This window comes from Microvirga sp. 17 mud 1-3 (assembly GCF_003151255.1).
Lineage (GTDB): Bacteria > Pseudomonadota > Alphaproteobacteria > Rhizobiales > Beijerinckiaceae > Microvirga.
The window spans coordinates 2,360,939-2,385,275 of sequence record NZ_CP029481.1 but is presented as its reverse complement, the minus strand read 5'-3'; the positions used below and the strand labels follow the sequence as shown (position 1 = coordinate 2,385,275).

22 protein-coding genes are annotated in these 24,337 nt (G+C 63.3%); 17 read left to right on the top strand and 5 right to left on the bottom strand.

Features of this window, described 5'->3' with window-relative positions; genetic code table 11:
• The first annotated feature begins 76 nt into the window (after positions 1-76).
• Complete coding sequence (gene guaB / locus C4E04_RS11365; protein WP_109601036.1) at positions 77-1,567, top strand: IMP dehydrogenase; 1,491 nt, start codon at positions 77-79, stop codon at positions 1,565-1,567.
• A gap of 35 nt (positions 1,568-1,602) precedes the next feature.
• Complete coding sequence (locus tag C4E04_RS11360) at positions 1,603-2,034, top strand: MAPEG family protein (RefSeq protein ID WP_109597587.1); 432 nt, start codon at positions 1,603-1,605, stop codon at positions 2,032-2,034.
• A gap of 69 nt (positions 2,035-2,103) precedes the next feature.
• On the opposite strand, the gene C4E04_RS21105 is transcribed toward C4E04_RS11360, so the two are convergent.
• Positions 2,104-2,256, bottom strand: a complete 153-nt coding sequence (locus C4E04_RS21105; protein WP_174219265.1) for a hypothetical protein — start codon at positions 2,254-2,256, stop codon at positions 2,104-2,106.
• A gap of 135 nt (positions 2,257-2,391) precedes the next feature.
• On the opposite strand from C4E04_RS21105, the gene C4E04_RS11350 reads away from it, so the two are divergent.
• From C4E04_RS11350 to C4E04_RS11315, 8 genes are all read left to right on the top strand, one after another.
• Positions 2,392-3,690 (top strand): RsmB/NOP family class I SAM-dependent RNA methyltransferase, encoded by a 1,299-nt coding sequence (locus tag C4E04_RS11350; protein WP_109597585.1) that lies wholly within the window; start codon positions 2,392-2,394, stop codon positions 3,688-3,690.
• A 50-nt stretch (positions 3,691-3,740) separates the two neighbouring features.
• Entirely contained in the window at positions 3,741-5,297 is a 1,557-nt protein-coding gene (gene guaA / locus C4E04_RS11345; RefSeq protein WP_109597584.1) for a glutamine-hydrolyzing GMP synthase, read from the top strand.
• 200 nt (positions 5,298-5,497) lie between these two features.
• The gene (locus tag C4E04_RS11340; RefSeq protein WP_109597582.1) at positions 5,498-5,842 is read left to right on the top strand and encodes a zinc ribbon domain-containing protein YjdM; all 345 of its coding nucleotides are present in this window, start codon (positions 5,498-5,500) and stop codon (positions 5,840-5,842) included.
• Between the two features lie 137 nt (positions 5,843-5,979).
• Complete coding sequence (gene rpiB, locus C4E04_RS11335; protein WP_109597581.1) at positions 5,980-6,429, top strand: ribose 5-phosphate isomerase B; 450 nt, start codon at positions 5,980-5,982, stop codon at positions 6,427-6,429.
• Between the two features lie 444 nt (positions 6,430-6,873).
• Entirely contained in the window at positions 6,874-7,665 is a 792-nt protein-coding gene (locus tag C4E04_RS11330; RefSeq protein ID WP_162559505.1) for a transporter substrate-binding domain-containing protein, read from the top strand.
• Positions 7,666-7,682: 17 nt separating this feature from the next.
• A complete protein-coding gene (locus C4E04_RS11325; protein WP_109597580.1) occupies positions 7,683-8,342 on the top strand; it encodes an amino acid ABC transporter permease in 660 nt (219 codons plus the stop codon).
• A 4-nt stretch (positions 8,343-8,346) separates the two neighbouring features.
• Positions 8,347-9,000, top strand: coding sequence for an amino acid ABC transporter permease (locus tag C4E04_RS11320; RefSeq protein ID WP_109597579.1), 654 nt, complete (start codon positions 8,347-8,349; stop codon positions 8,998-9,000).
• Between the two features lie 2 nt (positions 9,001-9,002).
• Positions 9,003-9,776: an amino acid ABC transporter ATP-binding protein gene (locus C4E04_RS11315; RefSeq protein ID WP_109597578.1), complete on the top strand. Its 774-nt coding sequence runs from the start codon at positions 9,003-9,005 to the stop codon at positions 9,774-9,776.
• Between the two features lie 35 nt (positions 9,777-9,811).
• Here the strand turns inward: C4E04_RS11315 and C4E04_RS11310 are convergent, their stop codons facing one another.
• From C4E04_RS11310 to C4E04_RS11295, 4 genes are all read right to left on the bottom strand, one after another.
• Positions 9,812-11,278, bottom strand: a complete 1,467-nt coding sequence (locus C4E04_RS11310) for a M81 family metallopeptidase (RefSeq protein ID WP_109597576.1) — start codon at positions 11,276-11,278, stop codon at positions 9,812-9,814.
• A 28-nt stretch (positions 11,279-11,306) separates the two neighbouring features.
• Positions 11,307-12,674 carry an aspartate aminotransferase family protein gene (locus C4E04_RS11305; RefSeq protein WP_109597575.1) on the bottom strand — a complete coding sequence of 456 codons (1,368 nt, stop codon included), beginning with the start codon at positions 12,672-12,674 and terminating at the stop codon, positions 11,307-11,309.
• A gap of 107 nt (positions 12,675-12,781) precedes the next feature.
• A complete protein-coding gene (locus tag C4E04_RS11300; protein ID WP_109597574.1) occupies positions 12,782-13,171 on the bottom strand; it encodes a RidA family protein in 390 nt (129 codons plus the stop codon).
• Positions 13,168-14,667 carry a M81 family metallopeptidase gene (locus C4E04_RS11295; RefSeq protein ID WP_109597573.1) on the bottom strand — a complete coding sequence of 500 codons (1,500 nt, stop codon included), beginning with the start codon at positions 14,665-14,667 and terminating at the stop codon, positions 13,168-13,170. Before C4E04_RS11295 ends, C4E04_RS11300 begins: the two co-directional genes overlap by 4 nt.
• Positions 14,668-14,989: 322 nt before the next feature.
• Between C4E04_RS11295 and C4E04_RS11290 the strand changes: the two genes are divergently transcribed.
• From C4E04_RS11290 to C4E04_RS11260, 7 genes are all read left to right on the top strand, one after another.
• Entirely contained in the window at positions 14,990-16,453 is a 1,464-nt protein-coding gene (locus tag C4E04_RS11290; protein WP_109597572.1) for a M81 family metallopeptidase, read from the top strand.
• The gene (locus tag C4E04_RS11285) at positions 16,444-17,745 is read left to right on the top strand and encodes an alanine racemase (protein WP_109597570.1); all 1,302 of its coding nucleotides are present in this window, start codon (positions 16,444-16,446) and stop codon (positions 17,743-17,745) included. The genes C4E04_RS11290 and C4E04_RS11285 overlap by 10 nt, the downstream gene beginning before the upstream one ends.
• Before the next feature lie 61 nt (positions 17,746-17,806).
• Positions 17,807-18,604, top strand: coding sequence for an IclR family transcriptional regulator (locus C4E04_RS11280; RefSeq protein WP_109597569.1), 798 nt, complete (start codon positions 17,807-17,809; stop codon positions 18,602-18,604).
• A 261-nt stretch (positions 18,605-18,865) separates the two neighbouring features.
• Positions 18,866-20,413, top strand: a complete 1,548-nt coding sequence (locus C4E04_RS11275; protein WP_109597568.1) for an ABC transporter substrate-binding protein — start codon at positions 18,866-18,868, stop codon at positions 20,411-20,413.
• A 43-nt stretch (positions 20,414-20,456) separates the two neighbouring features.
• A complete protein-coding gene (locus C4E04_RS11270) occupies positions 20,457-22,511 on the top strand; it encodes an ABC transporter ATP-binding protein (protein WP_109601032.1) in 2,055 nt (684 codons plus the stop codon).
• Positions 22,508-23,383 carry an ABC transporter permease gene (locus C4E04_RS11265; RefSeq protein ID WP_109597567.1) on the top strand — a complete coding sequence of 292 codons (876 nt, stop codon included), beginning with the start codon at positions 22,508-22,510 and terminating at the stop codon, positions 23,381-23,383. The genes C4E04_RS11270 and C4E04_RS11265 overlap by 4 nt, the downstream gene beginning before the upstream one ends.
• A 4-nt stretch (positions 23,384-23,387) precedes the next feature.
• A complete protein-coding gene (locus tag C4E04_RS11260; protein WP_109597566.1) occupies positions 23,388-24,335 on the top strand; it encodes an ABC transporter permease in 948 nt (315 codons plus the stop codon).
• Positions 24,336-24,337 lie beyond the last annotated feature (2 nt).

Sequence of the window (24,337 nt, the reverse complement as noted above, 5' to 3'; positions counted from 1 at the left end):
GCCGCCCATGCTACGGACCCTCGCCAACTCGTCGCCGCTGCCCCGGCGCCCCATTCTCGAAAACCAGGAGTTGGCCATGGCCTCAATCGCCGATCGTTTCATCGAGGGATTGACCTTCGACGATGTGCTGCTGCGGCCCGGACGCTCCGAGGTCATGCCCAGCGAGGTGGAGCTGGCCACCCAGCTCACCCAGTCCATCCGCCTCAACCTCCCGATCATCGCCTCGGCCATGGACACGGTCACGGAGGGCCGCATGGCCATCGCCATGGCCCAGGCCGGCGGCATCGGGGTTATCCACCGCAATCTCGATCCGGAGGCCCAGGCCGATCAGGTCCGCCTCGTCAAGCGCTACGAGTCCGGTATGGTGATGAACCCCATCACGATCCATCCGGACGAGACCCTGGCCGAAGCCCTGGCCGTGATGAAGCACAACGGCATCTCGGGCATCCCGGTGGTGGAACGCGGGCCCGGCGGCTCGAAGGGAAAGCTTGTCGGCATCATTACCAATCGGGACGTACGCTTCGCCAACAATCCTGCCCAGCCGGTTTCCGAGCTTATGACCAAAGACCGGCTGATTACGGTCCGTGAAGGCGTGAGCCAGGACGAGGCCCGCCGCCTTCTGCACCAGTTCCGCATCGAGAAGCTTCTGGTGGTGGATGACCACTACCGCTGCATCGGCCTCATCACCGTAAAGGACATCGAAAAGCAGGTCGCCTATCCGAACGCCGCCAAGGATGAGCAGGGCCGCCTGCGGGTCGCCGCCGCCACCACCACGGGCGACCAGGGCTTCGAGCGCTCCGAGCGCCTGATCGACGCGGGCGTCGACGTGATCGTGGTCGACACCGCCCACGGCCATTCGGTCCGGGTGCTGGAAAGCGTGAGCCGGGTGAAGAAGCTCTCGAACGCCGTCCAGGTCATCGCCGGCAATGTGGCGACCCGCGAGGGCGCCAAGGCCCTCATCGATGCCGGGGCCGATGCCGTGAAGGTCGGCATCGGGCCCGGCTCCATCTGCACCACCCGCATCGTGGCGGGCGTCGGCGTGCCCCAGCTCACGGCCATCATGGAGGCCGTCGAGGCGGCGTCCGAAGCGGGCATCCCGGTCATCGCGGATGGCGGCATCAAGGTATCGGGCGATCTCGCCAAGGCCCTTGCGGCCGGCGCCTCCACGGCCATGGTCGGCTCCCTGCTTGCGGGCACCGACGAGACCCCGGGCGAGGTTTTCCTCTACCAGGGGCGCTCCTACAAGGCCTATCGCGGCATGGGCTCGGTCGGCGCCATGGCGCGGGGCTCGGCGGACCGCTACTTCCAGGCGGAGGTGCGCGACACCCTGAAGCTCGTTCCCGAAGGTGTCGAGGGGCAGGTGGCCTATAAGGGCCCGACCGCCGGAGTCCTGCACCAGCTCGCCGGCGGCCTGCGCGCCTCCATGGGCTATGTGGGCGCCCGGACCCTTGTGGAGTTCCGCGAAAAGGCACAGTTCATCCGCATCACCAATGCGGGCCTGCGCGAAAGCCACGTGCACGACGTGACGATCACGCGGGAAAGCCCTAATTATCCGGGCCGCAGCTAAGCTTGGCCCGAAAACCGGGCTGACAAGGGTTCCGCATGAGCATCACCGCCGTCCTTCTCCCGGTCTTCGTCCTGGTCGGGCTCACCTTCGTCCTTCTGTTCTGGACCGGGCGCTCCCGCATGGGGGTTCTCCGGGCCGGCAACGTGAAGATCCGGGACATCGCGCTCGGCGAGCGCAACTGGCCGGATCAGGTTACCAAGGTGTCCAACGCCTACCATAACCAGCTCGAAGTCCCGGTTCTGTTCTACGTTCTGGTGGCACTCGCACTGATCACCAAGAAGGCGGACCTGGTCTTCGTGATCCTCTCCTGGCTCTTCGTCGTGACGCGGCTCGTCCATGCGGGGATCCACGTCACGTCGAACCGGGTGCCGCGGCGCTTCATGGCCTTCGTGGCCGGCGTGCTGATCCTGCTCATCATGTGGATCATCTTCGCCCTGCGGATCTTTGCCGCTGAACTGGGCGTGTGATCTGGCCGGGCAGGGCCTAAAAGCCTTTCGATGGCGGGACGGATCCCGGACCCGTCCCGCCATCGCGTTTTAGAATTTGCGGCCGCTTTCGAGCTGCGTCTTCGCGTCCATCGCCTTGCGTGGAGGCGGGTTCATGTCCACCGCCGGGGGCGGAGTGGTGGCGCAGGCTGCGATAGCAAGAGTGAGACCGACGGCAAGGATGCGAGTCAGCTTGATCGACATCGTGAGAAGCTCCAAGAAGCCCTGGTTGAAAGCCGCGTGCATCGTGCACGCGCCCTTCCGGCATCGGTTCGGAACGGGATCGAAGATTGGTAATATTGTGTCATTTCCACGGCCAAGGTCGAGTGTTGTATTCCTATGACACCTGCAGCCCGCATCGCCGCCGCCATCGAGGTTCTGTCCGACATTGACGCCCGCCGCCGCCCGGCCGCGGATGCCCTGAAGGATTGGGGCCTGTCCCACCGCTTCGCCGGGTCCAAGGACCGGGCCGCCATCGCGAGCCTCGTCTATGACGCCCTGCGCCGGAAGGCGTCCGCCGCCTGGATCATGGGCGAGGGGACACCCCGCGCCGTCATGCTCGGAACGCTCCGGCTCCAGCGCGGCCTCGACGTCGAGGCCATTGCGGGCCTGTTCTCGGGCGAGCGCTTCGCGCCCGAACCACTCACCGAGGCCGAGCGGGAAAGGCTGACGAACGCCACTCTCGACGGGGCACCCGCACCCGCTGCCGGAGACTTTCCGGACTGGATCGCACCGTCCCTGGAGCGCCTCTTCGGCGACGATCTCGTGCCCGAGATGCAGGCGCTGACAGCCCGTGCGCCGCTGGACTTGCGGGTGAATACTCTCAAGGCGGCCTCGCGGGAGCAGGCGCACGATGCCCTGCCGCATCTCGGTGCCGTCGAGACGCCCCTTTCGCCATTAGGCCTCCGGATCGCCCCCGGCGAGGATGGCCGTGGCCCGGCGATCCAGGCCGAGCCGGAATTCCTCAAGGGCTGGATCGAGATCCAGGACGAGGGCTCGCAGCTCGCAAGCCTCCTGTCCGCCGTGCAGCCCGGCGATCAAGTAGTCGACCTCTGCGCCGGCGGGGGCGGCAAGACCCTCGCGCTCGCGGCGATGATGGACAATCACGGCCAGATCTACGCCACCGACAACGATGCCCGCCGCCTCGCGCCCATTCACGAGCGTCTTGCCCGTGCGGGCGTCCGCAACGTCCAGGTCCGCACACCGCGCGGCCGCGCCGATGCGGTCACGGATCTCGACGGGCGGATCGACTGCGTCCTGGTGGACGCGCCCTGCACGGGCGTCGGCACCTGGCGCCGCAACCCGGACGCCAAATGGCGGCTCCGACCCGGCAGCCTGGAGGTCCGCCGCAAGGAGCAGCAGGCGGTGCTGGACCGGGCCGCTGCCCTCGTCCGTCCTGGTGGACGCATCGTCTACATCACATGCTCCATCCTGCCGGAGGAGAATGACGAGGCGCTCTCGGCCTTTCTTGAACGCCAGGAGCAATTCCATCCCGTTCCGGGGCGGGAGATCCTCGCACGGGCCGGGATGCCGGATTTGGAAAAAGTCCTGCGCCCGACAAAGCTCGGCTGGCAAATGACTCCTCTACGCACTGGCACGGATGGCTTCTACGTTGCCGTCCTCACCAGAAATCCATAAGTGAGCCGCATACTCGCATCGCTTCCGACCCCGAGGCCCCAGACCGTCCCATGACCCAGACCCACGACAAGATCCTCATCGTCGATTTCGGCTCCCAGGTGACCCAGCTCATCGCGCGCAGGGTGCGCGAGGAGGGGGTCTATTCGGAGGTGGTGCCGTTCCAGAAGGCGGCCGAGGCCTTCCGGGAGATGAAGCCGAAGGGCGTGATCCTGTCCGGCGGACCGGAATCGGTCACGATGGAGACCTCGCCGCGGGCGCCCCAGGAGCTGTTCGATTCCGGTACCCCGGTCTTCGGCATCTGCTACGGCCAGCAGACCATGGCGGCGCAGCTCGGCGGCGAGGTGGAAAGCGGGCACCATTCCGAGTTCGGCCGGGCCGAGATCGAGATCCTCACCGAGAGCCCGCTCTTCCAGGGCGTCTGGCAGGTCGGCAAGAAATATCCGGTCTGGATGAGCCACGGCGACCGCGTGACCCGGCTGCCTGAGGGCTTCGAGCCTCTGGCTTCCTCGCCCAACGCCCCCTTCGCGATCACCGCGGATGAGGGCCGCAAGTTCTATGCGGTGCAGTTCCACCCGGAGGTGGTGCATACCCCGCAGGGCGAGCTGCTGATCCGCAACTTCGTGCGCGACATTGCCGGATGCCGGGGCGACTGGACCATGAAGGCCTTCCGAGAGGAGGCCATCGAGCGCATCCGCGCCCAGGTCGGAAAGGGGCGAGTGATCTGCGGTCTGTCGGGTGGCGTCGATTCAGCCGTGGCGGCCGTGCTCATCCACGAGGCCATCGGCGACCAGCTCACCTGCGTGTTCGTGGATCACGGCCTCCTTCGCATGGGCGAGGCCGATCAGGTGGTGGGCCTGTTCCGGGATTCCTACAACATCCCCCTCGTGCACGTTCAGGCCCAGGACCTTTTCATCGGCGCGCTGGAAGGCGTGTCCGACCCCGAGGTGAAGCGCAAGACCATCGGCAAGCTCTTCATCGACGTGTTCGACGAGGAGGCAAAGAAGATCGGCGGCGCCGATTTCCTCGCGCAGGGGACCCTCTATCCGGACGTGATCGAGAGCGTGTCCTTCACGGGTGGCCCCTCCGTCACCATCAAGAGCCACCACAATGTGGGCGGCCTGCCCGAGCGCATGAAGATGAAGCTCGTGGAACCCCTGCGCGAGCTCTTCAAGGACGAGGTGCGGGTGCTCGGCCGCGAGCTCGGCCTGCCGGAGGCCTTCGTAGCCCGTCATCCCTTCCCGGGGCCGGGCCTCGCCATCCGCGTGCCGGGCACGATCACCCGCGAGAAGCTCGAGATCCTGCGCAAGGCCGATGCGATCTATCTCGACGAGATCCGCAAGGCGGGCCTCTACGACACGATCTGGCAGGCCTTCGCGGTGCTGCTGCCGGTCAAGACCGTGGGCGTCATGGGCGACGGACGCACCTATGACCACGTCTGCGCGCTGCGCGCCGTCACCTCCGTCGACGGCATGACGGCGGATTTCTTCCCCTTCGACATGGCCTTCCTGGGCAATGTGGCGACCCGCATCATCAACGAGGTCAAAGGCATCAACCGCGTCACCTACGACATCACCTCGAAACCGCCCGGCACCATCGAGTGGGAGTGAGATTGATGTATAAATTTTTGATTCAATTTCAAAAATTTTGCCTCAATAGCTATATCTCCCACACCATCAAGGGCATTTCTCATGGTATCCGGAAGGCATACCGTTGAAAAAGCGCTGATACCATGACCGGGTCAATGATGCCGGCATGGTATCGGGAAGGCTCTCGGGTATGCCGGAGCGGGTTTCTAGGATTGTTTGTTATGAGTAATCTACCCCCCTGTCCCCAATGCCAGTCCAGCCTCACCTATGAAGATGGTGGCGGGCTCTACGTCTGCGCCGAATGCGGCTACGAATGGTTGATTCAAGCCGAGGCCGTGGCCGAGTCGGACGAAAGTGTTCACCGTGACGCCGCCGGAAACGTGCTGCAAGATGGAGATAACGTCACCGTCATCAAAGACCTGAAACTCAAGGGATCGGGCGGTGTCGTGAAGATGGGGACCAAGGTCAAGAATATCCGCCTGGTCGATGGGGATCATGATATTGACTGCAAGATCGATGGATTCGGAGCAATGAGCTTGAAGTCGGAGTTCGTGAGGAAAATCTGATTGGTGGCCTAATGAGCGGCCCAAATTGATTATAAAGTTGTTTTTCTTCTCGTTTATAACTGAGTGGGAGTGACGGGCCGAGACGGTTCAACTCGACCAAGCCGTCAAATTGCTTCAGGACACGAAACGAGTTCTTCATGACAGCCAGCAAACGCATCGTCCTCTCCAGCGACCACGCCGCCATTCAGCTCCGGCAGTCCATCGCGGCTCATATCGCGGCGCATGGCTGGGAGGTGGTCGATATCGGGCCGACGACGCCGGAGAGCACGCCCTATCCAACGCACGGCGAAGCGGCGGCACGGCTCGTCGCGTCCGGCGATTGCCGGTTCGGCATCATCCTGTGCGGCACCGGCCAGGGCATCATGATGGCGGCGAACAAGGTGAAGGGCATCCGGTGCGGCGTCTGCGCCGACACATTCTCGGCCCGGATGATCCGCCAGCACAACGATGCCAACATGCTCTCGATGGGTGCGCGCATCGTGGGCGAAGGGCTGGCGCTCGATATCGTGGATGCGTTCCTGAACGCTGAATTCGAGGGCGGCCGACATGCGACGCGGGTGGAGATGATCGGCGCCCTGGAAGGGTAGCACCGCCCTTTGCGTCTTAACTAGGAGGCGGCAGGGCAGGAAGTCGCGCCGAAATCGCGTAAGCGACAAGCTCCCCGTTTTAGGAATCACGCCGCTTGATCGCAAAGGTGTCGATCGAGGGCATTACCACATTCGGCATGTTGGGCGACCTTGCTCAGAAGTTAGCGAGGCGGCAACACCATGCGCCGTTCGGGATACCTCGCACGTGAGCACTCGCTCACGACCCTTCTCATATGTTTCGTCCCGTGGAACAGCCCGCGCTTGTAGTGGGGCCGAAACTGCCAAATGCTTCGCTGGCTCATGCAGGCACCGCGACCGCGCAACAATGTCTTGGGGGCGCGCGAGCAAGCGGTGCGGCGCGGGGCGGACAACGAGCCAGAGGGGAATGCCGTGTTGAAGTGGACGATCAAGGTTGCTGCCGGGATCGGTTTGTGCGCGCTGGCGATGCTGCCGGCCCAGACCGCATCCGCCCAGGGAAAGCTGAAGGAAGTTCTCAGCCGCGGAAAGCTCATCGTCGGCACCGGGAGCACCAATCCCCCGTGGCATTTCCGTGACGAGAAGGGCGACTTGGTCGGTTTCGATATCGAGATCGCCAAGATCATCGCTCAAGGCCTGTTCGATGACCCCTCTAAGATCGAGTTCGTCAATCAAGCTTCCGACGCCCGTATTCCGAACATCGTAACGGGCAAGGTCGACATCGCGTGCCAGTTCGTGACAGTGACGGCGGCGCGGGCGCAGCAGGTGGCCTTCACGATCCCGTATTATCGCGAGGGCGTCAGCCTCATGCTCGTCTCGGGAGGCCGCTATGCCGACTACGCTGCTCTCAAGGCTGCCGGGAACAAGGTGACGGTCTCGGTGCTCCAGAACGTCTTCGCGGAAAAGATGGTTCATGATGCGCTTCCCGAGGCGAAGGTCGACCAGTTCGAGAGCGTCGACCTCATGTACCAGGCCCTTAATTCAGGGCGGGCCGACGCTGCCGCGACGGATTCCTCGTCCCTGCGCTACTACATGAAGCAGAACGCCGGCCGGTACGTGGATTCGGGCTTCAGCTGGAACCCGCAGACCTATTCCTGCATCGTCAAGCAGGGCGATCAGGATTGGCTGAACTTCGTCAATGTCGCCATCCGTGAATCCATGACGGGCACCACGTTCCCGCTGTATAAGGCCGCCTTCGAGCGCTGGTTCGGCGAGACGCCGCCGGAGCCGAAGATCGGCTTCCCGTCCGAGTTCCGGTAGGCCTCGACACCCGGCTCATGGGATACTCGCTTCAGTTCGGAGCAGTCTGGGCGAGCTTCGGCAACCTGTTGTCGGGGCTCGCCCTCGGTCTCGGTTTGGCGGTCGCGGCGGTGGCATGCGGCACCTTGATCGGGCTTGTCGCGGCCTTTGCGAGCGTCAGTTCGTCCCGTATCGCACGCGTGCTGGTGGGAGGTTACGTGATGCTGATCCGGAACCTGCCGCTCCTCGTGCTGGTCCTGCTCGTATATTTCGCACTTCCGCAGCTCGGGATCCGGTTCGACAAGTATGAGAGCTTCATCGGAGCGCTCGCACTCTACGCAGGAGCTTACCTCACTGAAGTCTTCCGCGCCGGCCTCGTCGCCGTGCCGAAAGGCGTGGTGGAGGCATCCCGGGCCATCGGGCTCACACGGGTGCAGACCAACGTGTGGGTTGTCGCGCCGATCATGATGCGTAATGCCCTTCCGTCTATGGGCAACACCTTTATCGGCATGTTCAAGGACAGCTCGATTGCGGCCGCCATCGCGGTTCCGGAGCTGACATTCCAGGCACGCAAGATCAACGTCGATACTTTCCGCGTCGTGGAGACGTGGATCGTCGCCAGCGGGCTCTATATCGCGACCTGTTTCGCCATCGCGGCGCTCCTGCGCCGCCTCGAACGTCTGTTTCCGAAATTCTGAGCCCATGCAGCCGTTCCTGAACCAGATCTGGATCGCCCGTTGGCCGTTGTGGGAAGGTTTCCTGCTCACGATCGAGGTCGCGTCCGCCGCCATCCTTTTCGGTACCGTCCTCGGATGCATCTGCGGGATTCAGCTTGTCTATGGTCCGGCCATCGTCCGCTTTCCCTTCCGGGTTTATGTGGACGTGATGCGGGGCACGCCCGTCCTGGTCCTGATCCTCGCGGCCTTCTACATCCCGTCCGTCGCCGGGGTCAGCCTGAGCGCGACTCAGGCCGGCGTTCTTGCGCTGTCGCTTTTCGCGGGAGCCCATATCGGCGAATTGATGCGTGGTGCCCTGCAGGCGATTCCGCCAGGCCAGGCCGAGGCGGCCCGCAGCATCGGCCTCACATTTCCTCAGACCCTTGCATATGTCCTCCTGCCGCAGGCTCTGCGGAGCGCTCTGCCACCATGGATCAACACGGGGGTCGAACTCATCAAGGGCTCCAGCCTCCTTTCGATCATCGGCGTGGGCGAACTTCTCCTTAGAACCCAGGAAGTCATCGGACGCACCTTCATGACCATCGAGTTCTACGTCTTCGCAGGAGCACTCTATCTCCTCGCCAATATCTTTCTAGATCAGCTCGGCAAAGCCGTCGAGCGACGCGTACAGGGGCGCTGACCATGGAAACCACACGCCCGCTGCTCGAGATCCGCGGATTGCACAAGCGCTTCGGTGCCGTAGAGGTTCTCAAAGGCGTCGACCTGGCCCTTCATAAGGGAGAGGTCGTGTCGATCATCGGATCGAGCGGATCGGGCAAGACCACGCTGCTGCGATGCGTCAACCTCCTCGAGGAGTTCCAGAGCGGCGACATCGTGCTCGATGGAGAAACCATCGGCTACAGCACAAAGAACGGCCGCCGCCACCGTTTGAGCGATCGGGAGCTGTCCCGCCAGCGGTCGATGACCGGAATGGTGTTCCAGAGTTTCAATCTCTTCCCCCACCTCACAGCCGCCGGCAACGTGATGCTGGGCCTGCGTAAGGTTCGTCGTATGGGAAAGGCAGAGGCGCGAGCACTTGCGGAGCGTTGGCTCGGTCGCGTAGGTCTTGCCGCCCGTGCCGACCACTATCCGAGCCAGCTTTCAGGCGGGCAGCAGCAGCGGGTCGCCATTGCCCGTGCGCTCGCGATGGATCCCAAGCTCGTCCTTCTCGATGAGGTAACCTCCGCCCTCGATCCCGAGCTCGTCCAGGAGGTGCTGAATACCGTCAAGGCTATCGCGGATGATGGGGCGACTCTCCTGATCGTGACCCACGAGATGAGGTTCGCCCGGGACGTCTCGGACCGGGTCGTTTTCATGGATCAGGGACAGGTCGTCGAAGATGCACCGCCAGCCGAGATTTTCGGCAATCCGCGGAGCGCACGCCTCGCGGAGTTCTTGCGCAATACTCGCACCTGAGGCGAGGGGACTCGACGGCGCGGCAGGGGATAACGTCAGTCGAGCCCTAGCGGATCAGGATCCAGCGGCCAGATGGGCCGGGGCAGGCGCTGGAAGGGCAGGGCAGACCAATCCGGATTACTTGTCCCAGGCGTTGCCACGAAAAGCTGCTTGCGCGTGTTGTCGACGAAGAGATCCTTGTGCTTGTAGAGGTTCTTGATCGAGACCACCTGCTTGTCATCGAAGGTGATGCCGTGCAGCGTAAGAAGGCTGAGCGAATAGAGATTGGTACGCTGCGTCGTCAACAGGATGTCGATGCCTTCCACCCGTACGACCGCGACATCACCGATGTCGATGCGCTCGTCGTTGATATGGTCCTGATAGGCATCCTTCTTCAGGAAGCGGACCTCGGCGTCCGCATCGAAGGACGGGCCGGAATTCGGATCGAACTTTCCGCCGATGCGTAGCTTGATCTGCGCGCCGACCCCCACCTGGAAGCAGATTCGGACGGCGAGCGGGTCCCAGAGGGGCGCAATCGCCGCATTGCGAATGCCGGCTTCGACGAAGGCCCGCAGGACATAAGTTGTGTCTCCCGGGGCGCCGCTGCCGATCTGATCGGACGTATCGGCAATCAGGAGCGGCTTGTCGCCCTCGATCTTGGCCTCCGCGATGGCCTCCTCGAAGGGAGTAAACGGCAGCATGGCGGCCTTGCGGATGCGATAGAACCGCTCGCCAAAGTCGCGCGCGGCACGCTCGGCCAGCGCCAAATCGCCGTCGGCGACCGCCAGCATCTTCGCGCCCGCTAGGGGAACGTCCGCCCAGGGAAAACCGTGGTTCAGGGATAGAGACAGGATGCCGTCTTTGCCCTCCGCATCGAACATCGCCTGCGTGAAGGCGATCATTGGCCCTTCCATAGTCGTCGGAAACAGTCCCATGGTCCGGCAATCGAACAGGGCCATCCTCGGTTCGATTTCCCCCGCGAGGGTCCGCCGCGTAAGATCGAAAAGATCCTCGGCCCGCTCCGAATGGTCGATATGCGGATAGGTCTTGTAGATTACGATGATGTCGGCCGCATCGAGAAGAGTGTGGTCGATATGGGCATGGAGATCGAGCTCGATCCCAATCTTCGTAGCGGTGCCGACGAGCGCGCGCATGCGCGAGACAAGGTCGCCCTCGCAATCGTCGTAGCCGTCAGCCACCATCGCCCCGTGTAGGAAAAGGAGGATCGCGTCGACAGGGCCAGCGGCCTTCAAGTCGTCAAGGATGCGGTCGCGCATCGATTCATAGGCCGCCCGCGTCGTCGGTCCGGCCGGTGACGCGAAGGCGAAGAGGCTCTGGGTCACCTCCCAGCCTTGCTCGCGCGCACGCTCAACCCAGATCTGTGCCGGTGCCGACCAGGGCGAGGAGGGGATCGACTCGATGTCCCCCTCGCACCAGAGCGTATCCTTGAAGTCCTCGATTCCGGTCGGAAAAAACGAGAAGGTGTTCGTCTCGGTCCCGAGTGTGGCGACGAAAAGGCGCATGCTGTCTGTCCCGGCGCGCGATGGCAGGTTACTTGCGGGAGTCTCCGGTCGGGAGAACTCCCTTGGCTTTGAGCTCGCGCACGGAATCCTCGACGGCCAGGAGGGTTTCGTCGATCACCGCGTCGCCGTGCTCGATGGAGAGGAACCAGGCGCCGCGCTCCAGGGCACGCACGCCGCGGTGCAGCAAAGCCGTCGTGAGCGCGACATAGGCCGGCCGGTCCATTCGGGCGAGATCGCGGTAGTTCCGCGCCGGCGCATCGAGGCCGAGGGCCACGTGGAAGACCTGCGGAAAGCCGGCGACCTGCGCACGTACCCCGGCGCGGTCAAAGATCTCGCGCATGCCCGACATGAGCCGTCCGCCGCGTTCCTCCAAGGTCGCATAGAGCGAAGGCTTCAGCGACTTGAGGGTCGCAACCGTGGCCGCCATGGCGATGGGCTGCGCATTGTAGGTGCCGCCATGCACAACGCCACCGGTGGCGAACATGTCCATGAGGTCGGCCCGCCCGGCGATGGCCGCGACAGGGAAGCCGTTGGCGATGGCCTTGCCGAAAGTGGAGAGGTCGGGTGTCACGCCGAAACGCCCCTGCGCGCCCCCGGGTGCAAGGCGAAAGCCCGTGATCACCTCGTCGAAAATGAGGATGGTACCGTATCGCGTGCAGGCCTCGCGCACGCCTTCGAGATAGCCTGGCGCGGGGTGTACGGCGCCCGCGTTGCACATCGCCGCTTCCATGATGACGCCGGCGATGTCCCCCTGTGCAAGCCGCTCCACCAGCAGGTCCAGGTTGTTCCACGGCAGAACCACAAGGGCGTCTGCGGTTTCCGTAAGCTGGCCCTTGCTACCGGCAACCGGGACCGGCGCATTCTCCGGGCCCGCCGCATTGAGGGCCGGGGCTGTCGACCACAGCACGTTGTCGAACCAGCCGTGATAATGGCCTTCGAACTTGATGATCTTCTTACGGCCCGTCGCGGCACGGGCAAGACGGATAGCCGCTTGATCGACCTCGGAGCCCGAGCAGCCGAACCGCATGCGCTCGGCCGAGGGAACGAGTTCGCACACGAGCCGCGCCGCCTCGGCCTCTACCGCGGTCTGGCCTGCGAAGAGGAAGCCTTTCTCGACCTCCTGCTTCACGGCGTCGACCAGTGCCTGCGGCTTGTGGCCGAGGATCATCGGTCCCATGCCCAGGTAATAGTCGATCAGCTTGTTGCCATCGGCATCGTAGAGCCACGGGCCCTCGCCGCGCTCGAAGACGAGAGGAGTCGGCGAGATGTTCAGGCGAAAGTTGCTGTTGACGCCGCCCGCCATCCATTGGGCGTTACGTTCGATCAGCTCCGCAGACTTGTCGAACGAGAGGGGATTGTTACCGCGTGCGCGTGTCGATTCAGCAAGGGAAGACATGTGGCTTGAATGCTCCTCAGGGGATTTTGCAACAACAGGCCCGAGCCGACCCGCAAAGTAAATGCTTGCCCGTTCCGCGGGGCGGAAACCCGCGCGGAACGGGATATTCAGCTACGCTTCGTCTTCACGACCGCCACGCAATCGATCTCGTAGCGAAGGTTGGGCCCGAGGCAATTCGTGATGGTCGTGCGAGCCGGGAAGGGGGCAGAGAAGTACTCACGGTAAATCCGGTTGAACTCCGCTACGTCCTCTGGATCGCGGACGTAGTTGCGGGTCTGCACCACATGAGCAAGGTCGCTATCGGCATCCTCCAGAACCTTTCGCAAGTTCTCGATGGAACGTCGCATCTCGCCCTCGAATGTATCCGAGACGATTTTTCCTGTGACGTCGACCGAAGCCTGTCCGGAGACGAAGAGAAGATCGCCGACCTGGGTCGCAGGGCTGAAGGGGAGGTGCGAGCGCGGCGTGTCCGATTTGCCGGGATATTCGATGCTCATTGGGTGCTCCGATCGCTGATGGGGAAAACAGGTTTGCGCAGGCGGCGATAGTCGAGCGTCGCAATGGCGCTGGTGCAGGGCCCGGGCGTGCTGACGGTGTAGCTTCCAGCCATGATGGGATCATAAGCCTTCCGATGAGCAACGGCCGCTTTCACCCCGATGGCGAAGAGGTCCTCGGGGATGATCCCCTGGGAGCGGAATTGGGCCAGATCGAAAGGCGGCGTCTTGCGGCTGGTCAACAGCACAGTGACGCCGTCGACGCGAATAACGGCCGAGGGACCCATCGAGAAATGGATGCCGCGGGAGGCTGCAAGGTGGCTATTGCGGTCTTCCAACGTGAAGCGGCCGTCACTGCGACTGATGAACTCCGCGTCTACCTCGAGGGGAGCGGCCCCGAGACGGCTGCCCTTGCCGCCGATCGACAGGCGTCGCTTTTCGCCCTGCTTGGCATCTGCGAGGCTTTGCACGGCTGCGGCATCGGCGATTGCCACGGCGCAGTTGCGTAGACCATGGCGCAGGAAGCCGCGCAGGACCGCCGTGTCGTCTCCGGGCGCGCCACCACCGATATTGTCGGCCGGTTCGACAACGATCCAGGGGCCACCGTCGCGAGTGCTGATCTCAGCTAATGCCTGGTCGAGATCCCATTCCTGGGGAAGGCCGAGCTCACGCATGGAGATCGCGAGCGCCTCAAGCCGGTCGAGGGCGTCTGTCGCGCCAGCCTCCTCGCCAGTCGTCGCGACCGAGAAGGCGACGCCCGCATCGGGAACGTCCGAGAAGGCGTAACCAGCGACAATGTTCGCGACCCAGATGTCCGGGTTTTCCGCCTCGATCTGCCGTGCGAGAGCCGCAAGGTCGCGCATCGGACTGTCCGCCGTCCCGGTCCCCGGCGGGGGCCACATGATCGGAGCGATGCGAGCGTACATCCGTGGCGAGCTCCCCTCATCGAGCGCCCGCGCGAGGAGATGGGCCGAGCGGACCGCGGATTCGCGAGCGTCTGAGTGCGGATTTTCCCTATAGGCGACAAGGCCGTTGGCGTGCTGCGCCATTTTGGCCGTGAAGGTGGCGTGCAGGTCGAATACGCCGAAGACCGGAAGGTTCTCTGCGCCTGGAACTGAGCGCAGGCGGGCAAGCAGCTCCCCTTCGGGATCCTCGCACTCAGTCGTCACCATGGCCCCGTGCAGCCCGAGCCAGATTCCATCAAGTCCGGTGCCCGCGAGGGCTTGGCGCAACCCGCTCTCGACCTCGGCGCAGTATGTCTCGAACACCGCATGATCCACGGTGCCGGATGGCAGGGCCGCATATTCGCAGATCGGCACTACTTCCCAGCCACGAGCTTCGGCGACCTCGAGAAATCCGTCCGTGGTCGAGCCGTCGCCGCGTCGGCGGAGAATCTCCTCGCCGCGATAGACAGTGAAATCGTCGAGTCCCGTGATCTCATCGACGAATGTGTGGGTCTCATGGAAGAGACCCGCAAACAGAATCCTGCGCTTGGCCATTTGATGTATCCAGGCTGAAATCGACGTTCCCCATCAGCCGCAGCTGACCTTGTCCTCTGACGGACGCATCTCCGTCCGGGAGGCCTTCACGGGACATCGCAGGCGATGTCTGTTCAGGCCATCCTACATTATAGAACCACAACGAGTTACGTGGCCGGAGAAGTGAACACGAACGTTCGGCGTCACGCAAGTCATCATTTCAATCGAAACAGTCGCTACAACATGAGAGTAGTTGACATGGCGAAAATCCTAGCGGTTAATCTTGTGGCGATGTTCGAGAGCAGCATACTACAATATGGAACATCGCTTCGGAGGGTCAGATTTGCGTGTCTTCGTTGCTTCGCTCGCCACCGAGACGAACACCTTCTCGCCGCTGTTCGTCGATCGCCGCGCCTTTGAGGAGGCTTTCTATTGCCCGCCCGGAGAGCACCCGCCGACTCCGACGCTCTGCTCCGCGCCGATGGTCGCTGCGCGACGGCGGGCTGAAACGGATGGTTTCACGCTGATCGAAGGCACGGCCACATGGGCAGAACCAGCGGGACTGGTCTCACGGGAGGCGTACGAATCCCTGCGGGACGAGATCCTCGGTCAGCTCAAGGCGGCCATGCCTGTCGATGTTGCTCTGTTCGGTCTGCACGGCGCCATGGTCGCGCGCGATTATGACGATTGCGAGGGAGACCTTCTGGCAAGGGTTCGCGAAATGGTCGGGCCCGATTGCGTGATCGGCGCTGAACTCGACATGCATTGCCACCTCACACAGAAGCGTGTCGCGGCCGCCGACGTACTTCTGGCCTTCAAGGAATTCCCGCACATTGACTTCCTCGATAGGGCGGAGGATCTCGTCGACCTCTGCCTGCGGGCCGCCCGCCGCGAGGTGAAGCCTGTTCCCGCCGTCTTCGATTGCCGCTCCATGTCGGGATTCATGACGAGCAGCGAGCCCGGCCGCAGTTTTGTGGACCGTATCATGGCCATGGAGGGCAGGGACGGTATTCTCAGCATTTCCGTCGCTCACGGCTTTCAGGCCGCTGATGTCTACGACGTTGGCACCAAGGTGCTTGTTATCGCCGATGGTGAGGAGAACCGCTCAAAGGCAGACGCGCTGGCTGAGTCCCTCGGTCGGGAGATCCTCGGGTGGCAACGCAAGGCGCCCGGACCGTATCATTATACGCCCGAGGAGGCGGTCGAGCAGGCGCTCGCGGAGCCGGGACAGCCGATCGTCTTCGCCGACCGGTGGGATAATCCGGGCGGCGGGGTTGCCGGGGACTCGACCGTGATGATCGAGACGCTCCTGAAACATCCGGATATTCCGGCCGCTATCGGCGCGCTGTGGGACCCGGTGGCCGTATCCCTCTGTCGTGCTGCCGGGGTTGGAGCCCGCATCCCCTTGCGCTTCTGCGGCAAGGCGACCCCACAATCGGGCTCGCCCATTGACGCGGAAGTCGTCGTGAAGGGAGTGAGCGACGAGCTTATGATCCCCTTCGAGGAGAGCGTCGTCTCGCTCGGTCCGGCTGCGGCCATCTCTATCGGGGAGCTCGACGTCGTGCTCGTAAGCGGAAGAGCCCAGACTTTCAGTCCGCCTGCCTTTACAAAGCTAGGCATCGATCTTGCGCGGAAGAAGATCGTCGTGGTCAAGTCATCCAACCACTTCTACGCGGCCTTCGCGCCGATTGCCGCGAAAGTCCATTATCTCAATACCGGCGGCCCCTATCCCTACGATGCGACAAAGGTCGAGTATCGTAAGGCGCGTCGCCCGCTAGCTCCTCTGGATCCCCACCCATGGCTTTGATTCCCCGTCTCGATATCGCGGCGCTCGATGCGCAAACGGTTGACCCACTCACCAAGGGTCTTCCCTTCGACGCGCCCGCATTGCGGCTTGGAGATATCGGCGCCCAGGGTTGGAATGTTCTGAGAGGCGACGTGCCGATGCCGGCGGCGGTGATCCGCCAGGCCCGTGTGGAGGCCAACAGCGCCTGGATGGCTGCATTCACAGAGGCGAACGGGCTGGTGATCGCTCCCCATGGCAAAACCACCATGGCGCCTTACCTGTTCGACCTGCAGATTGCCGACGGTGCCTGGGCGATCACGGTCGCCACGGTTCAGCAGATGCAGGTGTGCCGGCATTTCGGCGTACGCCGCGTCCTGATGGCTAATCAGCCAATCGGCCGGCAGGCCGTGGATGCCTGTTTCGCCGCCCTCGCGGACAGAGAATTCGAGCTCTATTGTCTCGTGGACGGGGAAGAGGGGCTGAGACAGCTTGCCGAAGGGGCGGGCCGTGCTCAGCCGCCCGCAGACAATCCGCTGCGCGTGCTCGTGGAGGTCGGGTTCCCGGGCGGACGCACCGGTGCCCGCACCCCGGAGACGGCGCTGGCGCTTGCCCGAAAGATCGCCGCGACGGAGGGGCTCGCACTCGCTGGATTCGAATGCTTCGAGGGCCTGTTGCCGACCCCAGAGGCAGCAGACGAGCTTCTGGACGTGGTCGCCGACCTTGCGCGGCAGGCCATCACAGAGGGCCTGCTGCCAAGCAGCGGATCGGTCATCATCAGCGCCGGCGGATCTGCCTTCTTCGATCGGGTCGGTGAGCGCTTCAACGCCCACGACTTCCCGGCGCCGGTCCTGCGGGTGCTGCGGTCCGGCTGCTATCTGACGCATGACTGCATGGGTTACGCGGCTGCCTTCGAGCGGATCTGTCAGCAGACCCGGCTTACCCTGCCACCGGGCGGTCTCGTTCCGGCCCTTGAGGTCTGGGCACAGGTTCAATCCGTGCCTGAGGCGAGGCGGGCTCTCCTGTCCATGGGCAAGCGCGATGTCGGCTTCGATGCGGGCCTGCCGATTCCTCAATACTGGTACCGTCCAGGCAGCGCGATGGAGGGGCCTCGGCCGATGCCGCCCGGGTACAAGACCGCCGCCCTCAATGATCAGCATTGTCATCTGGAATTGCCGGAGGGCAGCGATCTCCAGGTCGGTGACCTCGTAGGGTTCGGCATCGGCCACCCATGCACGACCTTCGACCGTTGGTCACTGCTGCTGGCCGTCGACGAGGACTACAATGTTCTCAAGGCGGTGAAGACGTTCTTCTGAAGCCCCGACGGGGGAGATGGCGAGGGCCGGAGCCGCTTCCGGCCCGATGTGGAGGAGACCGATGCGTAAGGACGGCCAAGACTACATCGTTCAGCCGGTGATGAAGGCGCTGGAGGTGCTCGACTACGTGACGAAGCAGGGGCGGGACGTGACCCTGACGGAGACAGTCAAAGGACTCAAGCTGCCTAAGACCACCGTCTTCCGATATCTCCAGACGCTTTCCGCCGCCTCCTTCCTGGAATACGATCTGCATCGTGACCGCTATCGCGCGGGGCCGCGCTTTCGTCACCTTGCTGATGTCGACCGCAGCCTGCAACGGCTCCGTAATGCCGTGCAGCCGGAAATGCACGATCTCTCCGAACGGTTCGGTGAAACGATCAATCTCGCCATTCTGGCGCAGAAGGCCATTGTCTACATCGATATCGTCGACCGGGGCCGCGCGCCGCGGACGGAGGCACGGGTGGGGCAGCGCCATCCGATCCACTCCACCTCGCTGGGAAAGGCCATTGCGGCGCATCTCCCTGACGACGAATTTGAAGCACTTTGTATGCCGCTTCTCCCGGCACGGACGATCCACACCGTGACGGACGGCCGCTTCCTGCGCAGGCAGGTCGATCACATTCGTCAGCAGGGATATGCGCTGGACATGGGCGAGAATGAAGACGGCCACATGTGCATCGGCGTGCCCATCCTCGATGATTGCGGGCGGCCGGTCGCTGCCATCAGCCTGTCTGCCCCGGAGCCGCGCCTGGCGCCAACGCGCCGCCTTGAAGCCGCCGCTGCCTTGAGGGCGTCCGCCAATCGGATCGTTGAGAAGATCTACGGAAACAGGCGCTTCGACACGGTTGGGCTTGCCTGAGGTTGTTTCTCAAGGCGAAACCGGGTGGCGTTGACCTTAGCGCCAACCGGCTTCTAGCCTAGTCGCACGGCCCGTCGTGCATTCTAAACGATGCAACTCCGTGACGTCACGACCAGGAAAACCCGGCGTAACGTGGGGAGGCGGAGCAAAACGTCGGGCAAGGCTGCCGCCGGGCAGCCGGATTTCGACTTTGCCGAGGTTACGCCTCGGCAGGCCCAAGACGTGAAAAAGTTCATAAACCAGAGGACCAGGAGCGTTGCCATGAGAAACAGGCGTATCCCATTCACCAAAGTTCTAGGAGCGTTCGCTTTTGCCGCGATGGCGGCCGTTGCTGCTCCGGACCATGCTCATGCGCAGAAGCTCAAGGGCACGACGCTTCGGGTCGCGGTTGTCGCCGACATGACCAACTTCGACCCGATGCAGTTCTCGCTCGTCAATTTCCATCTCATCAAGAACCTCTACGACAGTCTCATCGAATACACGGCCGACGGAAAAGCCGTGCCGAGCCTCGCGACGGAATGGTCCATCGGCGAGAACAACAAGTCGGTGCGCGTCACATTGCGGAAAGGGGTTCTGTTCCATAGCGGGGCGCCGCTGACCTCGGCGGATGTGGCCGCAACGCTCAAAAAAGCGTCTGATCCGGCGAAGGGCAAAAACGTCTATGCGACCATGGGCATCGTCCAGGATTGGACGACGCCGGACGAGCAGACCATCGTCATCAATTTCAAGAACTCGGTACCGGAGCGCCAGATCCTCGATCTCCTCCAGTTCACGATGCCCATCGAGGCGGCCGGCATCGATACAGTTGAGACCAAGCCCGCCGGCACCGGTGCCTACATGCTGGCCGGACGCGCCGTCGGCCAGAGCGTGACGCTCAAGGCCAATCCGAAGTATTGGCGCGAGGGCGAGCCCGTCAGCCAGGAGATCCGTTTCACGGTCTTCAGCGACGATGCAGCCGCGAGCGCGGCGCTGGAATCCGGCGCGGCCGATATCATCTATGGTGGTGGCGCCCGGAGCGCCGTACGTCTGCGCGATTCCGGATTCACCGTCACGCGTGGGCCGGGACCCTTGGTGCAGGTGTTCCGCATCAACACAACCCGCCCGCCGTTCAACAACGAGAAATTCCGCCAGGCCTTCAACTACCTGATGGATCGCGAAGGTATTCTGCGGGTCGGTTACGCCGGTCTCGGCGAGCCGGTCGCGCTTCCTTGGGCGCCCGCGAGCCCGGCCTTCGATGCGGCCTATCTCAAGGAGTTTGCCTACAACCCCGGGAAGGCCAAGGCGCTCCTCGCGGAATCGGGGCTCTCGAAGGAGCAGATGAGCAACTGGAAACTTCTCGTCTACGGGACCGACCAGCCGACGGTGGTGATCAGCCAAATCGTGCAGAGCACGCTGGCCGAGGTTGGGATCGACGTAAAGCTCGATGTGCTGGAAGGTTCCGAATACGTGAAGGCGCAGCTCGCCGGTGACTACCAGGCCACTTTTGGTGGCGTGGGCAACGTGCAGAAGTTTCCGTCCCGCGTCGCCACCAACAGCATTTATCGCACCAAGGACAATCCGGTCCTGAAGGAGCCGCATCCATTCCCGGATTACGTGGCGGCGATCGAGCGGGTCAATACCACCTATGGCTCTCAGGAGGAGGTCAAGGCAGCGTACGACAACCTCAACCGTGTGCTGGTGAAGAGCGCGTTCGCCATTCCAACCAACTCCTACGATGTGGGACTCATCGTGTCCTCGCCCAAGCTCGACGGGTTTACCCCGGACATTGACAACCTGTTCGTGGCCCGCACGATCGGATTGAAGAAATGAGGTGGTCGCCAGTGACGTTCTCGCGCAAGTACAGGGCGCGCCGTTGACGACGCCAATTCTGTCCGTGCGTGATCTGACTGTCGCGTTCGGCGGCACCGAGAAATCGGTGTCCGTCGTACGCGGCATCAGTTTCGACGTGTTCGCGAACGAGGTGTTCTGCATTGTTGGCGAATCCGGTTCCGGCAAGAGTGTTACGTCTCTTGCTGTCGCCGGACTGCTGCCGGGTGGCGCAAGGGTCTCGGGTTCGATCCGCCTCGGGGGGACTGAGATCGTGGGCGCGGCCCCCGAAACCCTACGACAGGTGAGGGGCCGAGACCTTGGATTCATCTTCCAGGACCCGGCCACAACGTTGAACCCTGTCCTGCGCGTCGGGCGCCAGATTGTGGAGGGCGAGGTTACTCACGGCCGCCTCAAACCCTCCGACGCGAATGAGCGCGCTGCCGAGCTGCTGCGAGAGGTGGACATTGCCGATCCGGTCAACCGGGTTCAGCAATATCCGCACCAGTTTTCGGGCGGGATGCGCCAGCGGGCGGTGATTGCCATGGCTATGGCGGGCCGGCCGAGGCTCATCATTGCGGACGAGCCGACTACGGCCCTTGATGTGACCGTCCAGGCGCAGGTCCTGTCGCTTCTCCAGCGCCGGCAGGCGGATACTTCCGCCGCCGTCATCCTGATCACCCATGATCTCGGTGTGGTCGCCGAGGTCGCTCACCGCGTTGCGGTCATGTATGCCGGACGCATCGTCGAAACCGGCACCGTCGACGAGATTTTCTCCTCGCCCCGCCATCCTTATACCCGGGCTCTGCTCCGCAGCATTCCGCGGGGCGAGGGGGTCGGTACAAGATTAGACGCTATCCCGGGCCAGCCGGCCACGGCGGAGACACTCCCAGGTGGTTGCCCCTTCCATCCGCGTTGTGCCCTCGGCAGCGACCGTGCCCCGTGCCGGACGGAGGAGCCTCCACTGCGATCCGTCGGAAGCGGGCACAAGGCGGCATGCCATTTCGTCGATGAGACGCGGGCCCCCGTTAGCTTGCGCCGAGAAGAGTTTGTCGCTCCCACGAGCAGCTCAATCGGGCAGCCTCTCCTCGAAATTGATGCCCTGAAGGTTCACTTTCCGGTGCGGGCGGGCATTCTCAAGCGCGTCGTCGGATGGGTACGCGCCGTGGACGGGGTCAGTCTCACGGTGCGGGCGGGCGAGACGGTGAGCCTTGTCGGTGAGTCCGGCTGCGGGAAGACGACCACCGCCCGCTCCATCATGGGTCTCATTCCGGCCTCCGGGGGAGACGTACGCTTCGAGGGGCGCTCGATTCTCAACCTGTCCGCCGGACGAATGCGCGAGGCACGCAGGTGGATGCAATATGTCTTCCAGGATCCCTATGCGGCCCTCAATCCGGTTCTGCCGGTAGAGGAGATTGTGGCTGAGCCCCTGCGCCTGCACGGCCTTTACGAGGAAGCGGGCGGGGCAAGGCGTATCGCCGAGCTGTTCGAAATGGTCGGCCTGTCGCGAACCATGTTCGGTCGCTATCCGAGCGAGTTCTCGGGCGGGCAGCGCCAGCGTATCGGGATCGCCCGGGCGCTTGCCCTCAACCCGCGCCTGCTCATCCTCGACGAGCCCGTATCGGCGCTTGATGTCTCCATTCAGGCGCAGGTTCTCAACCTGCTTCAGGACCTGCAGAAGGAGCTGCGGCTCGCCTATCTCTTCATCTCCCACAACCTGTCGGTCGTGCAGCACATTTCGGATCGTGTCGCCGTCATGTATCTCGGCCGCATCATCGAGCAGGCAACGCGGGATGAGCTCTACGACGCGCCGAGCCATCCCTATACTCAGAGCTTGCTGTCGGCGGCACCGGTGGCTGATCCATCCTACGGCCGTACGCGACGGCGCATCGTTCTCGAAGGCGAGATTCCCAATCCTGCAGCTCCGCCACCGGGCTGCACCTTCCATCCCCGGTGCTTCCGGGCAAACGACCGCTGCCGCCGGGAAGTCCCGGGTGCGCTGCATCTGCCGGGAGCCTCGACCCTCGTCGCCTGCCACTATCCCGATGTTGCTCAAGCGGGTCCCACAATCCGCAGGGCTTCGATGGAGTTTGGAGAATGAGTGCTGCGTCGAGCCGTATCGGCACTTTCATTCGCGCGCTGTGGCGACATAAGGGGGCGGCGGCGGCACTTGCCTTCTTGCTTTTCGTCTCGCTCATGGCAGTTTTTGCGGATCTGCTGCCCTTCGATCCGTTCCGGCAGCGCTTGGTCGATGCCTTGAAAGGTCCATCCAGCACCAATTGGTTCGGAACCGATGAGCTCGGCCGGGACATTTTCGCCCGTGTGGTCTATGGCGCACGAACCTCCCTGACCACGGCCGCAGGCGCTGTCGTCATTGCGGCCGCCGTTGGTGTGCCCATGGGGCTGGTCAGCGGGTTCTTCGGTGGGTGGCGCGATGCGACACTCATGCGTCTCGTCGACGTGATGATGACGCTGCCGGCCATTCTCTTTGCAATGGCGCTGATCGCGATCCTCGGTCGCAGCCAAGTCGCGGCGATCATCGCGGTCGGGATCACCGGCATCCCGAGCTTTGCCCGCATTACGCGGGCACAGACGCTGACATTGCGAAGCCGAGACTTCGTGGTGGCCGTGGAGGCCTTCGGCGGCAGCGCCCGGTACAACATGTTCCGGACCATCCTGCCAAATTCCTGGAGCCCGATCCTGGTGCAGGTCGTGGTACTGTGTTCGGTCGCGATCCTCCTTGAGGCGGCCTTGGCCTTCCTTGGGGTCGGCGTCGCGCCGCCAACTCCGAGCTGGGGCGAGATGCTGCGATCCGGCAAGTCCTATCTGCACGAGGCCCCATACTATGCGGTTCTGCCGGGCCTGATTTTGACCCTCACCATCCTGTCGTTCGATGCCATCGGACGCGCGATGGCGGACCTGCTCGGCGAGCGTTACGAACTGCGTAAAACCGGTTCAGAAGGAGCAGCGTGATCCCATGATCGGATATGTCCTCAGACGGCTGTTCCATCTCGTTCCCGTCCTCCTTCTTGGCTCGGCCGCCGTGTGGGCGATCATCTATGCGGTACCTGGCGATCCAGTTTCGGTGCTTGTCGGCGAGAACGCGACCCCCGAGCAGATCGCAGCCGCGACTGCGCAATACGGGCTCGACCGGCCCATCCTGGTGCAATACGCGGATTGGCTCTGGCGCGCTCTTCGCGGCGATCTCGGCACGTCCATCCACGCCAGCGCACCAGTGCTCGGACTGGTCGCAGAGCGCCTGCCGGCGACGTTCCAGCTCGCCTTTATGGCGACTCTCGTTTCACTCGTACTTGGCATTCCGGTCGCGATCATCAGTGCCCTTAAGCCCGGATCCTGGGTCGACCGCATCCTGTCCCTCTGGAACGCGATGACACTAGGGGTACCGACCTTCTGGCTCGGCATCCTGCTCATCCTGTGGTTCTCGGTGGAGATGCGCTGGCTCCCGTCCGCTTCCGCCTATGTTCCACTGTGGGAAGATCCTGTCGCGGCTTTGCGCAACCTCATCCTGCCGGCCGTAACCCTCGGCGTTTATGTGTCAGGGGTGCTGGCCCGGTTCCTGCGTGCATCGCTGGTCACCGAGATGCGCTCGGATTATATTCGCACGGCGCGGTCGAAGGGGTTGCCGGAATGGCAGGTGGTCAGCGTCCACATCCTCCGCAACGCGCTTCTGCCGTTCGTCACCATCGTTGGCTTGATGATGGCGAACTTCATCGGTGGCGCCGTCGTCACCGAGGCCGTGTTCACATATCCGGGGCTCGGGCGGCTGCTCATCCAGGCTATCAGCACACGGGATTATCCCTTGATCCAGGGCTGCATCATCGTGATCATGTTGATCTACATCCTCATCAACCTCTCGGTTGACGTGTTCTACGCTTATATCGATCCACGCATCGAGTATAAGTAGCG